Source organism: Verrucomicrobiia bacterium (assembly GCA_026414565.1).
In the GTDB taxonomy this organism is placed as follows: Bacteria; Verrucomicrobiota; Verrucomicrobiia; order Limisphaerales; family Fontisphaeraceae; genus Fontisphaera.
Window position 1 is genome coordinate 17,691 of sequence record JAOAIT010000059.1, and the last position, 17,578, is coordinate 35,268.

Genomic DNA, 17,578 nt, shown 5'->3' on the forward strand with positions numbered 1-17,578 from the left:
TTGATGCTCAGGCTCGTCAAGGGACACCTCCAGTGTTTGATGGGCGGCCTGCTATTCGCTCTGCTAATTCCCTCCCTCCTCGCTGCCTCCCCCAGACTCAAACAATTCGATGTGTTTGTGGGCTACGATAATGTGGCTGTGACCGGCGCCTGGGTCCCCCTGACCTTCGAGATGCTCAACGAAGGCCCCACCCTCAAAGGCATGCTCGAAATCCACCCTGCCCAAAAACAGGGCGGCACCATCCGCCGCGTGCCGCTGGAACTGCCCACCGGCACCCGCAAACGGCTCTGTGTGCCCGTTTTCGTGGACACCTACTACAACCAGACCTGGGATGTCTTCCTGCGGGATGAAGATGGCCGCACCCTGGAACAGTGCCCGGATGTCCGCCCCAAACTTCTGGTCTCAGATGAAACGGTGGTCCTGGGTACATTGCCCAAAAGCGTCGGGGGCATGCCGCTTTTACCGGAGGTCAACCGGAATTTCTCCCGCTTCCAGCCCCTCACCGCCCGCCTGACGCCCGAGCTTTTTCCGGACCACCCCCTCGCCCTCGAAGGGCTAACCGCCCTCTACCTCAACGCCGAAAAAGCCCTGGAGCTGCGCGAAGCCCAGGTCCGCTCGCTCCTGGCCTGGGTGCAACAAGGCGGCCATTTGTTGATCGGCCTGCATTCCCCTGCCGAAGCCAAAGCCGTGCCCTGGCTGGCACGCCTCTTGCCGGTCCAGCCGGAAGGCATGGAAAAAACCGTCTTCCTCCCCGCTTTGCTGGACTGGACGCGCACCTCCCACCAACGGATCTATTCTCCCGCCGGTCACCTCCTCGCCGTGCAGCCGGGCTTCGAGCAGGTGGCCCGCCGCGAAGACTCCCCCACGCCGCCGCCCGGCGCACTCGTCACCGGCGAGGTGGTGGAGGGACGCGTCCTTGCCGCCCACGAAGGACGCCCCCTCATCGTGTCCACCCAACGCGGCCGCGGCCTGGTCACCGTCTTGCTCTTCGCACCCGAACTGGAGCCTTTCCGCTCCTGGGAGCATCGCCGCTATTTCTTTGCCAAGCTCCTGGAACTGCCGCCCCATTTCTTTGATACAAAGCCACCCCCCTCCCAAGCTTCGCATTATTTCTACCGCGGCTTCATTGATGGCCTGATGGGTTTGATCACCGACAGCCGCCAGATTCGCCAGTTGCCCCTGGGCTGGATAATGGTGCTGCTGCTCGGCTATCTCACCGTCATTGGCCCGGTGGATTATTTCCTGCTCCGCAAACTCAAGCGCCCCATGCTGACCTGGATCACCTTCCCCGCCTACGTGGTGATGTTTTCCGCTTTGATTTACTGGGTGGGCTACAAACTGCGTGCCGGCCAGCGGGAGTGGAATGAAATGCACGTTGCCGATATCCATCCCCGGGATCAGGGCGGAGCCTTGATTCGCGGCTGGAACTTCATCGGCACCTATGCCCCCGCCAATCTCTCCTATCCCCTCGCCTCCACAGCCCCCGCGGCCTCCCTGCGCCATGAATACCGGCTCTACGGTGGCCCCAGCCTTTGGTCCCAAAAGCGGTCTGACGTGGTTCATCAGGGCGATTCCTTCAAGGGATCCGTGGACGTACCCGTCTGGACCAGCCAGATGTATGTGGAAGAATACTATCAGCCCCTCCGCCAGGCCCCCATCACCGCCACCCTTGTTTCCGACCACGGCCCGCTGAAAGTCCAGGTTCGCAACCACCTCGACCGCCCCCTCGCCCTGGTCACGATCTTGAGCGAGGCCGGCGTGGCCAGCCTGCCAGACCTCAACCCGGGACAGACCGCGGTGATCCCTCTGACCAATCAAACCAGCTTCCTGCATTTCCTGACCAACACCCTCGCCCCCCTCTGGAGCGCGGCCTCCCTTGACCGCTCCGCTGACCTGAATCCCGACACCCAACCCATGCAACCCGAGGATTGGCTGAAGTGGACCATGGCCGCCTCCCTGGTGCGCACCCTCGAACGACGTACCGACCAGAGCGCAGTCCTCTCCACTCCCATGTTTGATCTGGGCCTTTGTCTTAAACGCGGCAACGTGGTGTTATTCGCGGCGGTGGCCGACCACCTCCCCAAAGCGCCACTCCCCACCCAGATGCAAGAATTTCAAAAGGGTTTTCGACATACCGTCTATCGCCTCGTCCTTCCACCGCCCGCCAACCCCTTGTCCCCCCCCGGAAATCCCCCGGCCACCTCACGCCCCGTGTCGCAGGCCGGACCGGCAGGGGGAAAGCCAGTCCCTTGACACCTCGTTTTTATGGCCCAAGCTCCCCCTCTCCCCGCCGTTCAAACGCTTCACCTGACGCGCCACTTCGGCTCCCTGGTGGCCGTGGATGACCTGAACATGACCGTCATGCGCGGCGATTTATTCGGTTTCATCGGCTCCAACGGCGCCGGCAAAACCACCACCCTCCGCATCCTGGCCACCTTCCTCACCCCCACCAGCGGCACCGCCAAAATCCTCGGCCGCGACATCGTCGCCGAAGGCGACGCCATCCGCCACTTGATTGGCTACATGCCCGACTTCTTCGGCGTGTACAAAGACATGGAAGTCACCGAATACCTCGATTTCTTCGCCGCCTGCTACCTCATCCCCGCCGCCAAACGGGAAAAAACCGTCAACGACGTGCTGGAACTCGTGGGGCTGAGCGACAAAAAAGGCGTGCTCATTGGCGCCCTCAGCCGTGGCATGCAGCAACGCCTCGGCCTGGCACGGGTCCTCATTCATGACCCCGAAGTCCTGCTCCTGGACGAACCCGCCAGCGGCCTGGACCCCCGCGCGCGCATTGAGGTCATGGCCATCCTCCAGGAACTGCAAAAAATGGGCAAAACCATCCTCATCTCCTCCCACATCCTCAGCGAGCTCCAAAGTCTCTGCAACCGCGTGGCCATCATTGAAAAAGGCAAACTGGTCTATTCCGGCGACATCGAAGGCGTGCGCACCCACCTCAGCAGCAGCCGCGTGGTTTGGGTCAAGGTGGCCGGCGATCCCGAGCACGCCCGCCAGTTGCTCCTGCAATGCCCCGACGTCAAGGAAGCCACCATTCAGGAAGGCCAGATCAGGGTGTTGCTCTCCGACCACCAACCCGATTTCGGCTTCATTGCCGAAGTCCTCGTCCACGGCGGCGCCCGTCTGATTGGCCTCCGCGAGGAAGAAATCGGCCTCGAAGAGGTCTTCATGCGGCTGACCACCGGCGAAACCCAATAAACACCCCTCCGCCCTCCACCGCCCCACTCTACAGCCGCGGGACCCCTCTCCCCGTGCCGCCCTGCGCCCGCTCGGCGCAAACTCAAATCTGTGAGTACGGCGCCGGCTTCAGCACAATATTGGTAATGCCGCAGAGAATTTCCTTGTCCGCGTACTCGGGCATCTTCCGCAACTTCTGCCACTCGGGATGCGGCCCAAACCGCTTCCACGCCTCGGCCATGTCCGCAGCTTTCTCGAACCCCAGCATGTACGTCAGATTGGGCATTTTCGCCCCCGCGATGGCCTCGCCAAAAAACACCGGATTCAGCCCCACCTCGCGGAAAATCTTGATCTCCCCCGCATCATTAAACATCTCAATCTTCTTCTGGCCCGTCTTGACGCTGGGGCTTTCATAAATGCGCAGTTGGAAAACCCGCTCCGGCCCCTTCGCCGGCGTTTCAATCTGCGGCATCCCGGCAAACGCCAGAAACAGCCAGGTCTCCATGCGCTTGTAGGCCGGGGCGGACGCCGGCGCATTCCAAAAGTCCGCTCCCTTCTGCAAATGCTCCTGATCCTGGATCAGCTTCTGCGTCAGCGTGAATATGGACTCCGCGCTCGTATGCCGCATCAGCACATAGGCCGAGGCCAGCTTGGGATCCGCCTTCTCCGGGAAAAACACCCCCACCGGTTGCACCCCCGCCCGGTTGCACGCGGGAATGAATGCATCCTTCATGTAACCGTCAAACAAGGTCCGCTGCGCGTCCGTCTCCAACAGGTATTGCCGCAGCTCGTAATAATCCCGCTTCGAGGGCGCAGCCGCCGCCCAGGCGGGGGCAGTTGAGGCGCCCAACGCAGCCAAACCAGCGGTAGCGAGGAAATGTCGTCGTTGCATAATGTTTTTTTGGTGTTGCTTTACCCGCACTCTTCTAAACGGTTTCCCGCCCATGGCAAGTGATTTGTCAGCCCAGCCTCCGCCGCTTGCCCCTCTCTCCCCGCCTCACCCCCCTGCACAACAAGCAGCCTGACCGGCGGTTCAACCCCAAAAACCATGCCCGCCAAACCCGCCAGCAGCCTCCCCCACTCACTCGCACCACCTTTTCCTGCCCGCCTGGGGACAAAACTTCCCCCTCCGCCTTCTCCTCTTAAGGGAGGTTGGAGCGCGCCCGGCGTCCGCTCAGCCGCTCAAGCCGCCACCGCCACGCTGGCCGGACGATGCCGCGCCTGCCAGCATTGGTGATACAGGGCGTCCTTGAGCTGCACCCGGCGCATCTTCAATTCCTCCAGTTCCTCAAAACTTGCCCTCTCCAGGTCTTCCTCGATGCGGCAGATATGGTCATCAATCCGGTGGTACTCTTCGTACATCTTCCGGAATTGACCACATTCGCTACGCAGTTTGAGGATGATTTCCCGCATTTCCGGGAAATCGGCCAGGAGAGGGTGATGGAGGTCCATAAGCCGGATACCTTGAGTTGTGGGGTTCACGCCCGGGCCGGAGAGACAACCTCCCCCATGCCGCGAAACCACAAAGACCGGGCCTTGAGCCTTTCACGGCCTGAGCCTGTCGGGCGTATGTTCTTGTGGCGGCGATAACGGACTTAAGTTACGTGCGGGAGACGATTCCGTCCAGCGAAAGAAACATATATTTTTTGGCAAGCTCTTGCCAAAATTTGACCACGCAAACCCCTCCCCCTCTCACCCTACGGCCCCGCCGTAACCCCCAGCCGTTTCTCCAAATCCTTGCGCCACAGCTCTCCCAGCTCCTCCACGCCTTTCCCCGTCAAATCTTTCCACGTCTGCTCGCTGTAACGCCCCTCCCGGATGATGGCATTCAGCTTGGGCACAAAGTCCTTGCCATGCTGACTGCTCACCCAGTTGAGAAAATTTGCTGTGATCCGGTAGCTCCCGTCATACCGCGCCCGCGCCAGGTTGCGCGCCGTGATCTCCGCCCCCTTGGTCTCCGGTTCAAAAATAAAAAACCGCAGGTAATCCGTGATGCCCTCCGTCAACCAGCCCGGCGCACGGGTTGCCCCCGGCTGGCGTGGGGCGCGGCCATACTGTTGCACCACATGCACCATCTCATGAAACAACGCCCCCAAAGCCTCCCCCTTCAGGTTTTGCCTGAACCACCCCGAAGCGCACCGAATCCGCGTGCCCCCCGTGGCCGCCACCCCCTGCATCGCCGGATCAAACACAATGGAAAAACGCGCCGGCGCCTCAAAACCCTGCGATGGCAGCATCTCCACCAGCCGCGGATACCACGTCTCAATCATCGGCGCCACCTTTTGCTCCACCCACTCCTCAAACTCCGGCGACGCCGAAGTGTCCACCGTCGCCCGATAGCGTCCCCCGGCAATCACAATCTCCCGCAACCCGCCCGTGGGCACCGGACAAGGCTCCGGCGCCGGCGCCTCCGCATCCCATACATCCAGCTCGCTGAAAAACGTGTTGCCAAATGCGTCCCGATCCTCCGTCCGCGCCACCTCCCACAACAGATAACGGTATGTCCCCAAATCCCCCTCCACCGCCGCAATCCGCACCGCATGCTGCCCCCCCGGCTGGCCCTGGCGCGGCCGCGTATCCACCCGCGCCAACAACCGCCACCCCACCTGCGTGGGATCAACGCCGCGGGCCGGCCGCGCCTGAAAACCCGCCGACGCCCCGTCGCTCACATACACCTCATAAACCTGCGGCCCGCGCCACTCCGGATGCCACGAATAAGTGCACAACGCCTGCAGCCGCACCGGCCGCGTCAAGTCCACCAACAACCGACCCCCGTCCGTGCCCGCCGCAAAGAAAAAGTTGGCCCCAGGCACGTCTTCATCCGACGGCAACCGGCCATCGTTCAAACACGCCACGCCCCCGGAATTCGGATCCACCCGCCCGCTCACCACCTCCATCTTCGCCCCGGCCCCCGCATCATTGCGGGCCGGCGGCGGAACTTGCTGGAAACGAAACTGCCGCGTCGCCTGCCCCGCCTCCAGGTGCTCCACATCAATCCGCACCTGCGCCTGCACCGCCAGCGGCACCGCCACGGCCAGCGCCACCAGCCCCGCCTGAACGTCATGTCTTTGCATAGCCCTTTGGACGCCCAAGCATAACGGGCGGTTACGGAAAATGTCCACTCCAATGGACCGGCCGCCCCCGGGCGCCCCCCCGCTTCACACCAGGTAACACACGCACCGCTCCGTGCACTGCATCCTCCCGGCCGTCAAAGTCTCCTTGGCGCACCGCGCATCAATCTTGTACGCCACCAGCCGGTCCTCCTCCTCGTCAATCTCCTCCAGCAGCCGCAGCCAGAAATCGGTGAACTCGTCCTCGTCCAGACGGCACTCAAACACGCTGTACTGCACCCGCACGCCGTAATCCTCGCACACCCGCGCCACCCGCGCCAGGCGTTTGGGATTCGCTATGTCATACGCCACCACCGTCAACATTTCTCCCTCCCCCGGCGGATTGCTCGCGTAGGGCACTTGCGGAAATGCGTCATACCACCACCCTTCCATACCGCCTGCCGGTTAGTTCATGATGAACGGCTCAAATTTTTCCGGCTCCTCCAGCGCCGCTTTGTACAGGACCGCCTGTTGCTCCAACAGTTGCCGCAGCGTGGTGCGATGCCCCGCGCACTCGCTCAAAAACTGCCGCTCCATCCGCCGCTCGTATTGCAGCAAAAATTTGCGCCGGCCCTCTTCCGCCAGATACACCCCCCCGTTCTTCGGCTCAAAATGCTCCGCCTTCAGCATCTGATGCGTGAACAAATCCAGCGTCAACGCCTCCACCACCGCCGGCCGAAACGGCTCCATCAAATCCAGCGCCAGCGACCACCGCCCCTCCTCCGTCTGATGCAGCATGCCCAGCGCCGGATCCAGCCCGTGCGCATGCAAAAACGCCACCATCTCCTGATACAGCAGCGTCGCCCCAAAACTGATGCACGCATTCACCGCATTGTGCGGCGGCCGCGTCGAGCGCCGCTCAAAGGGAAACTCCGCCGGCAGCAGCCGCGCCCACATCTGCAAATACCGCGCCGTGCTCACCCCCTCGTACCCGCGCAGCTCCTCCAGCGTGCCCGCCTTCTTGATGTCCTCAAACAGACCATGCAGCCACTCCAGCGCCGCCACCATCTCCGCCCCCAGCTCCGCGGCCGGCTCCGGCAGCGCTTCCTCCCCCTCGCCCTTGCGCGCCGCGGCAATCCGCTGCAACACCCGCCGCTGATTGTACAATTTGGCCGTCACAATCTTGCGCGCCAGCTCCAGCGCAAAACCCGGATCCGTCGCCCGCTGGTACTGCCGCAGCCGCGCCAGCCCGTGCGCCCGCACCGGCGGCGTGAATCCTCCCAGGTATTCACCATTCCATCCCAAATACCCCACCGGAATCTCCCGCCGCAACAGCTCCGTCAACGCCGTCGCCGTGATGCTCACCGATTCCAGCAGCAGCACCCGCTCCAAATCACGGATCGGTATCTCGCGCAAAACCACCATCGTCGCGCCCTTCTCCCCATTGCGCGTGCACACTTCCAATCGCTCCCGTGCCAGTTTGACCACGGTCCTCGGTGTGGTGATGTAGGCTGTCGGCATGGCTCGTCTCACTCATTCACTTCTCTCTCCATCCCCGCTCCATCCACAGTTCCACTTTGCATAAATCCTTGAACCGTCGCCAATTTTTGAATGTCCGCGAACGTTGACTCTTGGCCCCCGGCGCCTCCCACCCCGCCGGCCACTCGCCGCCTGCCCCCGTCTGTATTCGTCTATGTCATTCCCCCCCCTCGTCATCCCTCTTGTACCTCCACAGCCAAACCACTCGGCATTTTGCGACTCGGGTCATTAGCCCCCCTTTTTGCGAGGTTTCCTCGTCTTTTTTTCTGCGGCCTTAGTTCGGAATAAAGGTTCGTCCACAATTGAAACTGCCCCCAGAGGGATGCCAAGAGGGCCGTGAGGCGGAAAAAGGCGCTGTACCAGGTAGGAAATACCGGCTTTGTTCAAGCGATTTCTAATGGAGTTAAGGCGCTTGCGAAAGTCATCTTTATCGGGGGGATTTTTAGCCCAATCAAGCCCGCCGCCATGGCTTAAATTTACATTAAGGTGTAGGGGGGCCCAATGATGAAGAAATTCCGCAAATGGCTTCTCCGCGTCCTCATGGTAGGCAAACGGCGGCTCCTTCCGTTTGACGCGTTCGTAAAGAAATTCAAAGAAGGGAATGTCGCGGCCGCTCAACTCCACCGCCACACCGTCAAAAATCGCCGTGTAGGATTTGTAATCATAGTCCAAAACCACCGGCTCGGCGGCATCACTCACAAGCTGCGCCGCCAATCGCACCAAATCCATGAAACGGCCGGGAAAACTCTCCAGTTGATCCCGCAAAAGATAGCGCAACGGCACAAACGGCACATCAGCCAGTTGCAAAACCGCCTCGCCACTGCTGAAATTCTTGACGCCTTGCGGAGTTTGAAGCTCATGGCGGGTGGGCGGCGTCGTGGGAAAATAAAAGCGCGGCTGGAGCGCCGGCTGATCAAACGGTTCATTCACCAGCACATGCGTCAACCGATCCTCCCTGCGCCCCAGCAGCGACATGGCACACGCCAGCAATGCGCTCATCGTTTTGCGCCCCCCCGCCAGCGAAGCAATCAACCGCAAATCCTCTTGCGCGGTGAGACGCCGGATTTCGTCGAGAATCACCTCCGCGGCGGCGGCGTTGTCTTCCGGCGTGCGGATGTCCTCCAACGGACGTCTCACCCCCGCGGCAGTGTTCGCGGCCGCCAGGAGAATCGGATCGTGCAACGTAAGCCGGCCATCCGCCACGGCCTGTGGGCCAAGAATGGCCAGGCGCAGTGCCTGCCACACAGTTTGGTTGCCCATATCCGGCCGTGGGCTGAGCAGCTCGCGCTGCAAGTCCGCCGCCCCACGCTGCGTGGTCAGCACATACACCTCGTCCGGGATGATGGGAGGCTGTTCTTGCGCCAGCGCCCACACGGTTTCCGTTACAATCGCCGGCGACATGCCAGTCACCGCAATCAGCGCCGTGCGTGAAGTGAATGGAGTTTGGGTTGCCATAGATTGATGCTCGGTATGTTAAATTGACCATCAGCTCAAGGCAAAACATAAACCTCATGCTGCCTTCAAATTGCCCCATCCGCGGAACATGGGGGCATGGCTGAAGACGCGGGATTGCATGATACCTGCAACCCACGACACCCGGCCGTCAGTCGCCAATGCACGCATAACAATAATCTTCCCCCGGAATGGCCCGGGAACCACACATGCGGCAGCGGCCCGGCTGGTGCACCGCGTAGGGATTAAGATGCACGATGGGGCCTTTAATTTCCCGCGCCTTTGACTCCACCGGCACCGCCGCCTGCGCCGGCTTGATTTTGGCCTGGGGCGCCACCCGCGTGCATTTCTGAGGCGCTCGAGCGGGAGCAACAGGTGCAGTCACACTCACGGCCGGAGCTTGACGCGCCTGCCGGGCCCGCTCGAAAGCCTCGGATACGGGGTTGAGCGGAGGCAACACCGGCAGCGGACTCGGTGCACGCAGAGGCGGGCGATACCCCGTCTGCCGCCGCTGCCGAAAATCAAAAGTCTGCTGATGCATCACCCCGCCATCATGCCAGCTCCGGCTGGCCCGGACAAAATTGGGAATGTCTGCAGATGTCCCCCACCCCGCCACGCGCACAGGCTCATGCCAGATCACCCAGGCCCTCCCGCGGGTGCTTCTCAGTTTTGCAAAGGAAGGCTTGCCAAGCGTTCAGCCTTAAGTTATGTATTAGTGCGTAACAAACTCATTATGCCAGCATTCACCTACGTTGCGCGGGATCCGGCGACACAAAAGGAAACCAGGGGCACCGTGGACGCCTCAACCAAGGAAGCAGCGGTGGCGGCCCTGTTGAACCGGAATCTGTTGGTGGTGGACATCCAGGAAAAGGCGGTCAAAAAAGGCAAGGCCGCCGGCGGCAGCGTGAGTTTGCAGGACCTCGTGGTCTTCACCCGCCAGTTGGCCACCATGATTGATGCCGGCCTCGCCATCGTCCAGTCCCTCCAGGCCCTGGCCGAGCAAACCCAGAACAAGCTCATGCGCGACGTCATCAAGGACGTCACCGCGCGCGTGGAGGCGGGCGACAGCTTTTCCGAGGCCCTCGCCAAGCATCCCAAGGTCTTCAACCGGCTCTACGTCTGCATGGTGGGCGCCGGCGAGCGCGGCGGTCTGCTCGCCGAAATCCTCGGCCGCACGGCCACCTATCTCGAAAACACCGCCCGCCTGCGCAAAAAAGTCAAATCGGCCATGATGTATCCCGCGGCCGTCACCACCATCGCCATCGGCATCACCATCTTCCTCCTGGTCAAGGTGGTGCCCGTCTTCGGCGAAATTTACGCCGGCTTCGGTGCCAAACTCCCCGGCCCCACCCAATTTCTTATCGACCTGAGCCATAAACTGCGCGGACCCTTTGGCCTGACTCTGCTGGGCGTCGTCATTGCCATGGTCTGGGGCTGGCTCGCCTACATCAAAACCAAGCCGGGACGCGAGTTCTGGGACCGCATCCGCATCCGCCTGCCCATCTTCGGGGTGATTGGCCACAAAATCTGCCTGAGCCGTTTCACCCGGACGCTCGCCTCCCTGATCCGCAGCGGCGTCCCCATTTTGGAAGTCCTCAACATCGTCGCCAACACCGTCGGCCATGTCGGCATGGAAAAGGCCATCCGCACCGCCGCCGCCGACATTGAAAAAGGCGAAAGCATGTCCTCCGCCTTCGCCAAACGCCCGGATTTGTTCCCTTCGATGATCATTCGCATGATGACCGCCGGCGAGCAGACCGGCAAGGTGGACAGCATGCTGGAGCGCATCGCCAACTTTTTGGATGAGGAAGTGGAAAACACGCTCTCGGGCTTGACCTCGCTGATCGAGCCCCTCTTGATCGTGTTCCTGGGGGTAACGGTGGGCGGCATTGCCATCTGCATGTTCCTGCCCATCTTCAAGATGAGCGACATTATCAACCCGCCGCGGTAAGCCGCGGGCAGTAAAGCCGCCCTCCCTCGCCCTGCAAGGCGGCGCGCAGATGGTGGTCCGCCAGGAGGCTCCCCGCCGGGCGGGGACAACTTCGGACGCAGGGGTGGAGTAACGACATGGCAAAGGTTTTACTGGTAGATGATGAGATAACCATGGTGCAGATGGTCTCCGAGCTCCTGCGCTCGGAAGGGCACGAGGTGTTTCCCTACACCAACGGCGCCGCCGCCATGGAAGGACTGGAGGAGCACAACCCCGAGCTGGTCATCACCGACCTCTATCTCGACCGCACCCGCGCCCATGGCCTGGAAATCCTGGAAAAGGCCCGCGCCCTCAACCCCCCGGCCACCGTCATTGTCATCACCGGCTTCGGCAGCATTGAAACAGCCGTGGACGCCATGAAAAAGGGCGCCTACGACTACCTCCGCAAGCCCTTTGAGCTGGAGGAGCTGCGCCTCACCGTCCAGCGGGCCTTGTCCTACAACGATGCCATCAGCGAAAATGTTTACCTGCGCAAGCAGCTCAAGCGCGCCATCCAGTTCAACCAGATCATCGGCGCCTCCGCCGCCATGAAGGCGGTCTTCAAAACCATCGAGCGCGTCGCCGATTCCGACAGCACCGTCCTGGTCCTGGGCGAAAGCGGCACCGGCAAAGAGCTGGTGGCCCGCGCCTTGCACTACAACAGCAAGCGCCGCTTCGCCCCCTTCGTCCCCATCAATTGCAGCGCCCTCCCCGAGCACCTGCTTGAGTCCGAACTGTTTGGCCATCGCAAGGGCGCCTTCACCGGCGCCATCGCTGACAAGAAGGGACTGTTTCAAGAAGCCGACGGCGGCACGATTCTGCTCGACGAAATCGGCTCCATGTCTGCCGTGCTCCAAAGCCGCCTCCTGCGCGTCCTGCAAGACCGCGAAGTCCGCCGCGTGGGCGATAACACCCCCATCTACGTCAACGTCCGCGTCGTCGCCGCCACCAACGAGCCGCTGGAAAAACGCATCAAGGAAAACACCTTCCGCGAGGATTTATACTACCGCCTCAATGTCATCCCCATTGTCCTGCCCCCGCTGCGGGAACGCCGCGAGGACATCCCCCTCCTGGTGGCCCATTTCCTGGCCAACAAAGTCCACGCCCGCTCAGGCAAACCATTCCAGCTCACCCGCCAGGCCATGGATGCCCTCATCAACCATTCCTGGCCCGGCAATGTGCGCGAACTGGAAAACGCCATCCAGCGCGCCTGCGCCCTCAGCGAAACCGAGGTGATTCACGTCAGCGATTTGCCCTCCCACCTGGCCCCACCCCAACTGGCCGAACAGGACAAAGGCGAAGTGGCCCGCCTCCCCGAGCCGGCCACCAATGCCCCGGAGCTGTTCCCGCCCTCCCCCGTCGGCGTCGCGCCCACCCTCAAAAGCCCGGAAATCCCGGCCGACCGCCCCATTGTGCCACTCAAAAACTTTCTGCGGGATCAGGAGCTGGCTTACCTCAATCGCGTCCTCGCCCAGGTGAATGGCGACAAGGAAAAGGCCGCGGAAATCCTCGGCATCAGCCTCGCCACCCTGTACCGCAAACTGGCCGGCGAAACCTGAGCACCTCCCCTCCCCCGCGCCCGCGCAGCTCCTCAATCAGCCGCTCGCGTTACCCCGCAACTTTGCTTTCCGGGCGTGCCTCCACCAATTGATCCGCCAGCAAGTCCCAATAACTGGGCTCCGTTTTGCCCGCGTTGGGACTCTGGTAAACCAAAACGTGGCACGGCGCCCGTTGGGTGACATGGTGGGTCACCCCCGCATCCCAGAGCCGCGCCAGCCAACTGCGCTTATGCGGACTGAGGATGATCGCCTGGCAATCCAGCGATTCAGCGGCAGTAATAATCTCCCGCGCAGGCTTGCCCCGCTGGACAAGGACCCGCACCGGCACGTGCGAGGGAACCATCAACCCGGCCAGGTGCGCCAGGCGCCGCGAAGCCATCTCCCCCACCTCATCCAAACCATAAAATAAATTGCGATCATCCACCCCCCGCACGCAATCCACCACATGCAACACCACCAGACTCGCGCCAGATTCCGCGGCCACCCGCGCCGCGTATTTCAGCGCATCCACCGAGGCCGGCGTGAAATCCACCGGCACAAGAATGCGCTGCCAGCCCAACGCCAGTTGCTGCTGGGCGCACCTCTCAGAGACCGGGGCCGCAGGGGTGTGGAGGTTCTTCGTCATAGCCAGTTTAATATAATGACCCGTCCATGACGAATCGAAGGCATTTGTGTGACTTTTTGGCAACTAACCCGCGGCCTTCCGGACCTCCCAAAACCCTAGGGCCTTTGCCACACCACCGTTTCCGCGCATTCCAGGGTCAAAACAAAGTTCTGGGTGGTCTGATTCGATGGCCGCCACGCCCGCAGCGAGAGCGTCTGTCCGGGCTCCCGGCTTCTCAAGTAGCGCAACAAATCAGGAATGCGGAACAAGGGGCGTTCATCCACCGCCAGCAGGTAATCCCGCACCTGCACCCCGGCGCGGGCCGCGGGGCCGTTGGTGCGCAAAACACTGACCACCAGGCCGGTGCTTTGCGGCGGAAGTTGTTTCAGGTAGCCGGGATCCATCTCCCACGGCTGATCCACCCCCAATCCGGCATCCGGCGTGGCCGCGTCTCGCCGGGTCTTAAGCAGGGCTTGCACCGCCTCCACCGACGACAAATACGCCATGCCCATCGGCCGGTTTTCCAGGGACAGCGAACCAGATTGCACCCCCACCACCCGCCCACGTGCATCCAGCCACGGCCCCCCGGAAGTGCCGCCTTGCATCATCGCCGCCAGATAAATCACTTCCACATAGCCCAGCCGCGGGCCATAAAACTCAAAACCCGGTTGGTCCTTCGCCACCGTGCCCGGCTGCCATAACCCCTGCCGAAAGATGGGCGCCCCGAGTTGCATCAATTCCTCCCCCACCACGGGGCGGCGCGCGGCCAGCGGCAAATAAGGAGCCTGACGCAACGGCGGCACCGTCTGCAACAGGGCCACATCGTGCCCCACGTCCCGCGCCACCAGCACGCAGCCCAAACGTCCCAACCTGGGCGAAAGGACCTCCACCGTGGCGTTGGAGCGGGTGAACAAATGGGCGGCAGTCACCACCGTCCCCGTCGCATTCACAAAAAATCCACTGCCATTATGCCGCCCATCAAGCAGCACTTCCACGCTGGCCTCCACGGCCCGTTGGTAAAGCGTCTGCCGCGAGGCGCCGGCCGCCTCCTGACTCGCCAACAAACCCAGCAGCAGGAGAAAAGCCGGCAACCCAGCTCCCACCATCCGCCGGACCACCCCCTTCCGCGCCGCCACAAACCCGAAAACCTCAACCACAGATTGCATCAGCCCTCTACCTTATTGAACCTGCCCCGGCGGCGTATAATTCTTTGCGGCATCGTCCAGCACCAGCACCCAGTCCAGCACCTCGCCCACATCGGGCGGGGTAAAAGTGCGCTCGCCGGTGTTGGGAAATTCGCCAATGCGTTGCGCGGCGCCCGTCCGCGGATTGAACCACCAGGCCCGCACCGTGGAACCACTAATTTTGCTCATCCGCACCTTGAAGGCGCGCCCCAGCGGGGCATACACCATGGCGTAGGAACCCCCGCTGTCCCGCGTGGCCACAAAACGATACCGCCCGGCCCCCGGCACCGAAGTGGGCACCCGGTCTGTGACAATAACGTCATTGTCCGGTATCCGCGTCAAATAGGGACGCGAAAGTATCAGGTTTTTGCCGTGTTGCATCTGCCCGGCGCCGGGCTGCTGAATCGCCTCGCTCCAGGGCATCAGGGGATTGTTGATCGGCTGGCGGTTGGTGGCCCACATCTGCCACACTGAATGATGCCCGTAGGTGTGCCCACACGCGCCGGAGAAAACATCCCAGTAAAACGGACGCCGGACATCCGCCGCCGTGGAGTGCCCCTGTTTGTCCGCCGCGAAATTGATCGGGTGATCTTCGTAAACCGGCTCCCCGTCAATCACCGGCTTGATCGGGGTTCGGTTGTAATCGGCCAGGGTTTGATCATACCGCCCCGTATATTCCACCGCATGCCCGTTCTGGCGCATGTTGAAATCCAGCCATTCCTCCTGATGAAACCATTGCGACGACCCCGCCCCACCGGGAGGGTGGAAGGTTATCAAATGCGCCCCCTGATCCCCCTGCCGCAACCCACGCGCCATGGCCCGCACAATGGCGCGGTGATCGTCGTTCTCCACCGGGCGATCCCCCCCGAGAATCCAAATGATGCCGTGATTGCGGTACCGCCGGCCCACCCATTCCCCGTAGGCCGCCGCCGTCTCAGGCGTGAACTGAAGTCCGCCCACCCCCCATTTCTTGTTCCATTTATCGCCCCACGTCGGAAGAAATCCTATGTACAACCCCAGGCTGTTGGCCTTGTTGACGATGTAATCCACATGATCCCAATAATCATTGTTGGGGCCGTCCTTGACATCCGGACGGTTTGGATCGTTTTCCAACAGCGGCCGGTGACCGTAGGCATTCGGCGCGTTCAACCCATCCAGCTCCGCCAACGCCACCGCTTGAATGACGTTGAATCCCTTCTTCGCCCGATCTTCCAAATACCGGTCCGCCTCCTCGCGCGTTAAGCGATGAAACAACTCCCACGCAGTATCGCCCAGGTAAAAAAACGGCCTCCCGTCCGCCGTCACCAGAAAACGGCGATTCTCACTAACTTTAATTTGAGGAAGTGCTGCGGCCGTTGCGGAGCCGGCGATCACAGCCATCATGGCCAACACCAGACCAAGCAGGCTTTTCCAATGGGGTTTATGTATCATACCCTCCTGATTAAATAAAAACACGCTCCCTGTCGAGCTTTACCCTGCTTCTTCGCCACGGAAGAACGTTCAGATTCCGGCAGCCACGGCCGGTGCTTGGCCCTTCAGCCCAACCGTAAAACCTCCCTGCCGCCCGTTATCTGGCCCGAACATCCAGGCAGGCCATCTTATAAAGATCCCGCAAAACGAGTCGGCCATTCACCAACGCCAGCGGCCCCCACGCATCCGGCCCTTCCAGAACCTTCGCGCGCGCCAGCGGCTTGTAACCGGTGGTGCTCGCCTCGGCCAGGGTCAGCGTGCCATTGTCATCCAGCAGGAAAATCAAATCCTGCGCAATCAGGTACGGCCCCTTGCCAAAGCGATTGGCCGCCCCGCTTTGCCAGACTATTTTGCCATTGAGATCCAGACAAACAAGCTGCCCATCGGGACGCACCCCAAAAATATGCCCCCGGTACAGGATGGGCGTGTGTTGCTCAGCCCCGAATGTCTTGGCCTCCAGCCGAAAGAGCGTTTCCCCCACCACCCGGCCCCCCTGCTCGCGCAACTGAACCATCATCGCGCCCGCGTTATATCCGCCGCTGAAAAACAGCCGATCTTCGCCAATCACCAGCGGCATGGCAATGTTGGCAATGGTGATTTTCCACGCATTCGTTTCCCACAGAATTTCGCCGGTGCCATCCGCCACCAGCGCCACCCCCCCGCTGGCACAGTAGGCGAACATCCGCCGGCCTTTGAACGTCAACGGCGCAATCGAAGAATGCGTCATCTGCCACCGGTTGGGGTTGGGCGAGCGCCACACAATCTGGCCGCTCAGACAGTCCACCGCCACCACCAGCGCACTGCCCCCCGTCCCCAGAATCAGCTTGTCATTCTCCACATAAGGACATTGCCCGGCGTACCACGGCGGCACCTCGGTGCCAAACTCGCGCGGCAGATTCATCTGCCACTTTAACTCGCCAGTCAGCGGATCCACGCAGATCACCTGGCACTTGGGGCCAATCGCCACCACGTATTTCTCCGTAACCGCCGGTATGGTGCGGCTCATGCCGTGATCCCGCTTGGTCTTGCTGGGATAGGTGTAACGCCAGATTTCTCGTCCATCGCCCAGCGACAGGCAGCGCAGCGCGTCAGATTCACTGGCCCGATCGTAATCCATGACATACACGCGCCCGTTCCAAATGGCGGCGGCGGCAAAACCCTCCCCCACGTCAATCTTCCACAGCACCGGCGGCCCGTTCTCCGGCCAGGAACGGGCCAGCGGCGTGGGATCAGTGCAAATATTATCCCATTGCGGCCCACGAAATCGGGGCCACGCCCCGGGTATGTCCGCAGGCTGGCCCGGCCCTGTCAGCAGTTTCCCCTCCCACTTGGACGCGGCGGCCTTGGCCGCAGCCTCCGTGCCATCCTGACCCGGCAGGCGCGCGGTGACCGGCACCGACGGCCCAAACGCCCATAGCAGCAGGGCCAGCGCCGCGGCCACGGCCATCCCGGCCGGCAGAAACTTGGCTAAACTGCCTTCTGTCATGCTCATCCCAACGTAGATTATACGCCGCACAAACGGTTGTCATTCAATTTAAGACGACCGGCTTTGCGCT

At 61.9% G+C, this 17,578-nt stretch carries 15 protein-coding genes; 4 read left to right on the forward strand and 11 right to left on the reverse strand.

From position 1 onward, the window contains the following. Together N3J91_14105 and N3J91_14110 are read left to right on the forward strand one after the other, a co-directional pair. Complete coding sequence (locus N3J91_14105; protein MCX8157555.1) at window positions 1-2,253, forward strand: hypothetical protein; 2,253 nt, start codon at window positions 1-3, stop codon at window positions 2,251-2,253. Between the two features lie 12 nt (window positions 2,254-2,265). After that, on the forward strand, window positions 2,266-3,216 hold the full coding sequence (locus N3J91_14110; GenBank protein ID MCX8157556.1) for an ABC transporter ATP-binding protein: 951 nt from the start codon (window positions 2,266-2,268) through the stop codon (window positions 3,214-3,216). 82 nt (window positions 3,217-3,298) lie between these two features. On the opposite strand, the gene N3J91_14115 is transcribed toward N3J91_14110, so the two are convergent. From N3J91_14115 to N3J91_14145, 7 genes are all read right to left on the reverse strand, one after another. Beyond that, entirely contained in the window at window positions 3,299-4,087 is a 789-nt protein-coding gene (locus N3J91_14115) for an NIPSNAP family protein (GenBank protein MCX8157557.1), read from the reverse strand. Between the two features lie 290 nt (window positions 4,088-4,377). Continuing rightward, a complete protein-coding gene (locus tag N3J91_14120; protein ID MCX8157558.1) occupies window positions 4,378-4,647 on the reverse strand; it encodes a DUF465 domain-containing protein in 270 nt (89 codons plus the stop codon). Between the two features lie 245 nt (window positions 4,648-4,892). After that, entirely contained in the window at window positions 4,893-6,269 is a 1,377-nt protein-coding gene (locus N3J91_14125) for a basic secretory family protein (protein MCX8157559.1), read from the reverse strand. A gap of 84 nt (window positions 6,270-6,353) precedes the next feature. Next, window positions 6,354-6,698 (reverse strand): CRISPR-associated endonuclease Cas2, encoded by a 345-nt coding sequence (gene cas2, locus N3J91_14130; protein MCX8157560.1) that lies wholly within the window; start codon window positions 6,696-6,698, stop codon window positions 6,354-6,356. 12 nt (window positions 6,699-6,710) lie between these two features. Then, window positions 6,711-7,766 carry a CRISPR-associated endonuclease Cas1 gene (gene cas1, locus N3J91_14135; GenBank protein MCX8157561.1) on the reverse strand — a complete coding sequence of 352 codons (1,056 nt, stop codon included), beginning with the start codon at window positions 7,764-7,766 and terminating at the stop codon, window positions 6,711-6,713. Between the two features lie 246 nt (window positions 7,767-8,012). Further along, window positions 8,013-9,239 (reverse strand): CRISPR-associated ring nuclease Csm6, encoded by a 1,227-nt coding sequence (gene csm6 / locus N3J91_14140; GenBank protein ID MCX8157562.1) that lies wholly within the window; start codon window positions 9,237-9,239, stop codon window positions 8,013-8,015. A gap of 148 nt (window positions 9,240-9,387) precedes the next feature. Continuing rightward, complete coding sequence (locus tag N3J91_14145; protein ID MCX8157563.1) at window positions 9,388-9,777, reverse strand: hypothetical protein; 390 nt, start codon at window positions 9,775-9,777, stop codon at window positions 9,388-9,390. A gap of 192 nt (window positions 9,778-9,969) precedes the next feature. On the opposite strand from N3J91_14145, the gene N3J91_14150 reads away from it, so the two are divergent. Both N3J91_14150 and N3J91_14155 read left to right on the forward strand, forming a co-directional pair. Beyond that, window positions 9,970-11,187 carry a type II secretion system F family protein gene (locus tag N3J91_14150; protein ID MCX8157564.1) on the forward strand — a complete coding sequence of 406 codons (1,218 nt, stop codon included), beginning with the start codon at window positions 9,970-9,972 and terminating at the stop codon, window positions 11,185-11,187. A 116-nt stretch (window positions 11,188-11,303) separates the two neighbouring features. Beyond that, complete coding sequence (locus tag N3J91_14155) at window positions 11,304-12,764, forward strand: sigma-54 dependent transcriptional regulator (GenBank protein ID MCX8157565.1); 1,461 nt, start codon at window positions 11,304-11,306, stop codon at window positions 12,762-12,764. A gap of 49 nt (window positions 12,765-12,813) precedes the next feature. Here N3J91_14155 and N3J91_14160 read toward each other — a convergent pair whose 3' ends face one another. The 4 genes from N3J91_14160 to N3J91_14175 form a co-directional block, all read right to left on the reverse strand. Continuing rightward, window positions 12,814-13,389 carry a universal stress protein gene (locus N3J91_14160; GenBank protein MCX8157566.1) on the reverse strand — a complete coding sequence of 192 codons (576 nt, stop codon included), beginning with the start codon at window positions 13,387-13,389 and terminating at the stop codon, window positions 12,814-12,816. Window positions 13,390-13,484: 95 nt separating this feature from the next. Next, window positions 13,485-14,534: a S1C family serine protease gene (locus N3J91_14165; GenBank protein ID MCX8157567.1), complete on the reverse strand. Its 1,050-nt coding sequence runs from the start codon at window positions 14,532-14,534 to the stop codon at window positions 13,485-13,487. 12 nt (window positions 14,535-14,546) lie between these two features. Next, window positions 14,547-15,983, reverse strand: a complete 1,437-nt coding sequence (locus N3J91_14170) for a glycoside hydrolase family 140 protein (protein ID MCX8157568.1) — start codon at window positions 15,981-15,983, stop codon at window positions 14,547-14,549. A 136-nt stretch (window positions 15,984-16,119) separates the two neighbouring features. After that, window positions 16,120-17,514 (reverse strand): PQQ-like beta-propeller repeat protein, encoded by a 1,395-nt coding sequence (locus N3J91_14175; protein ID MCX8157569.1) that lies wholly within the window; start codon window positions 17,512-17,514, stop codon window positions 16,120-16,122. Between the last annotated feature and the right edge of the window lie 64 nt (window positions 17,515-17,578).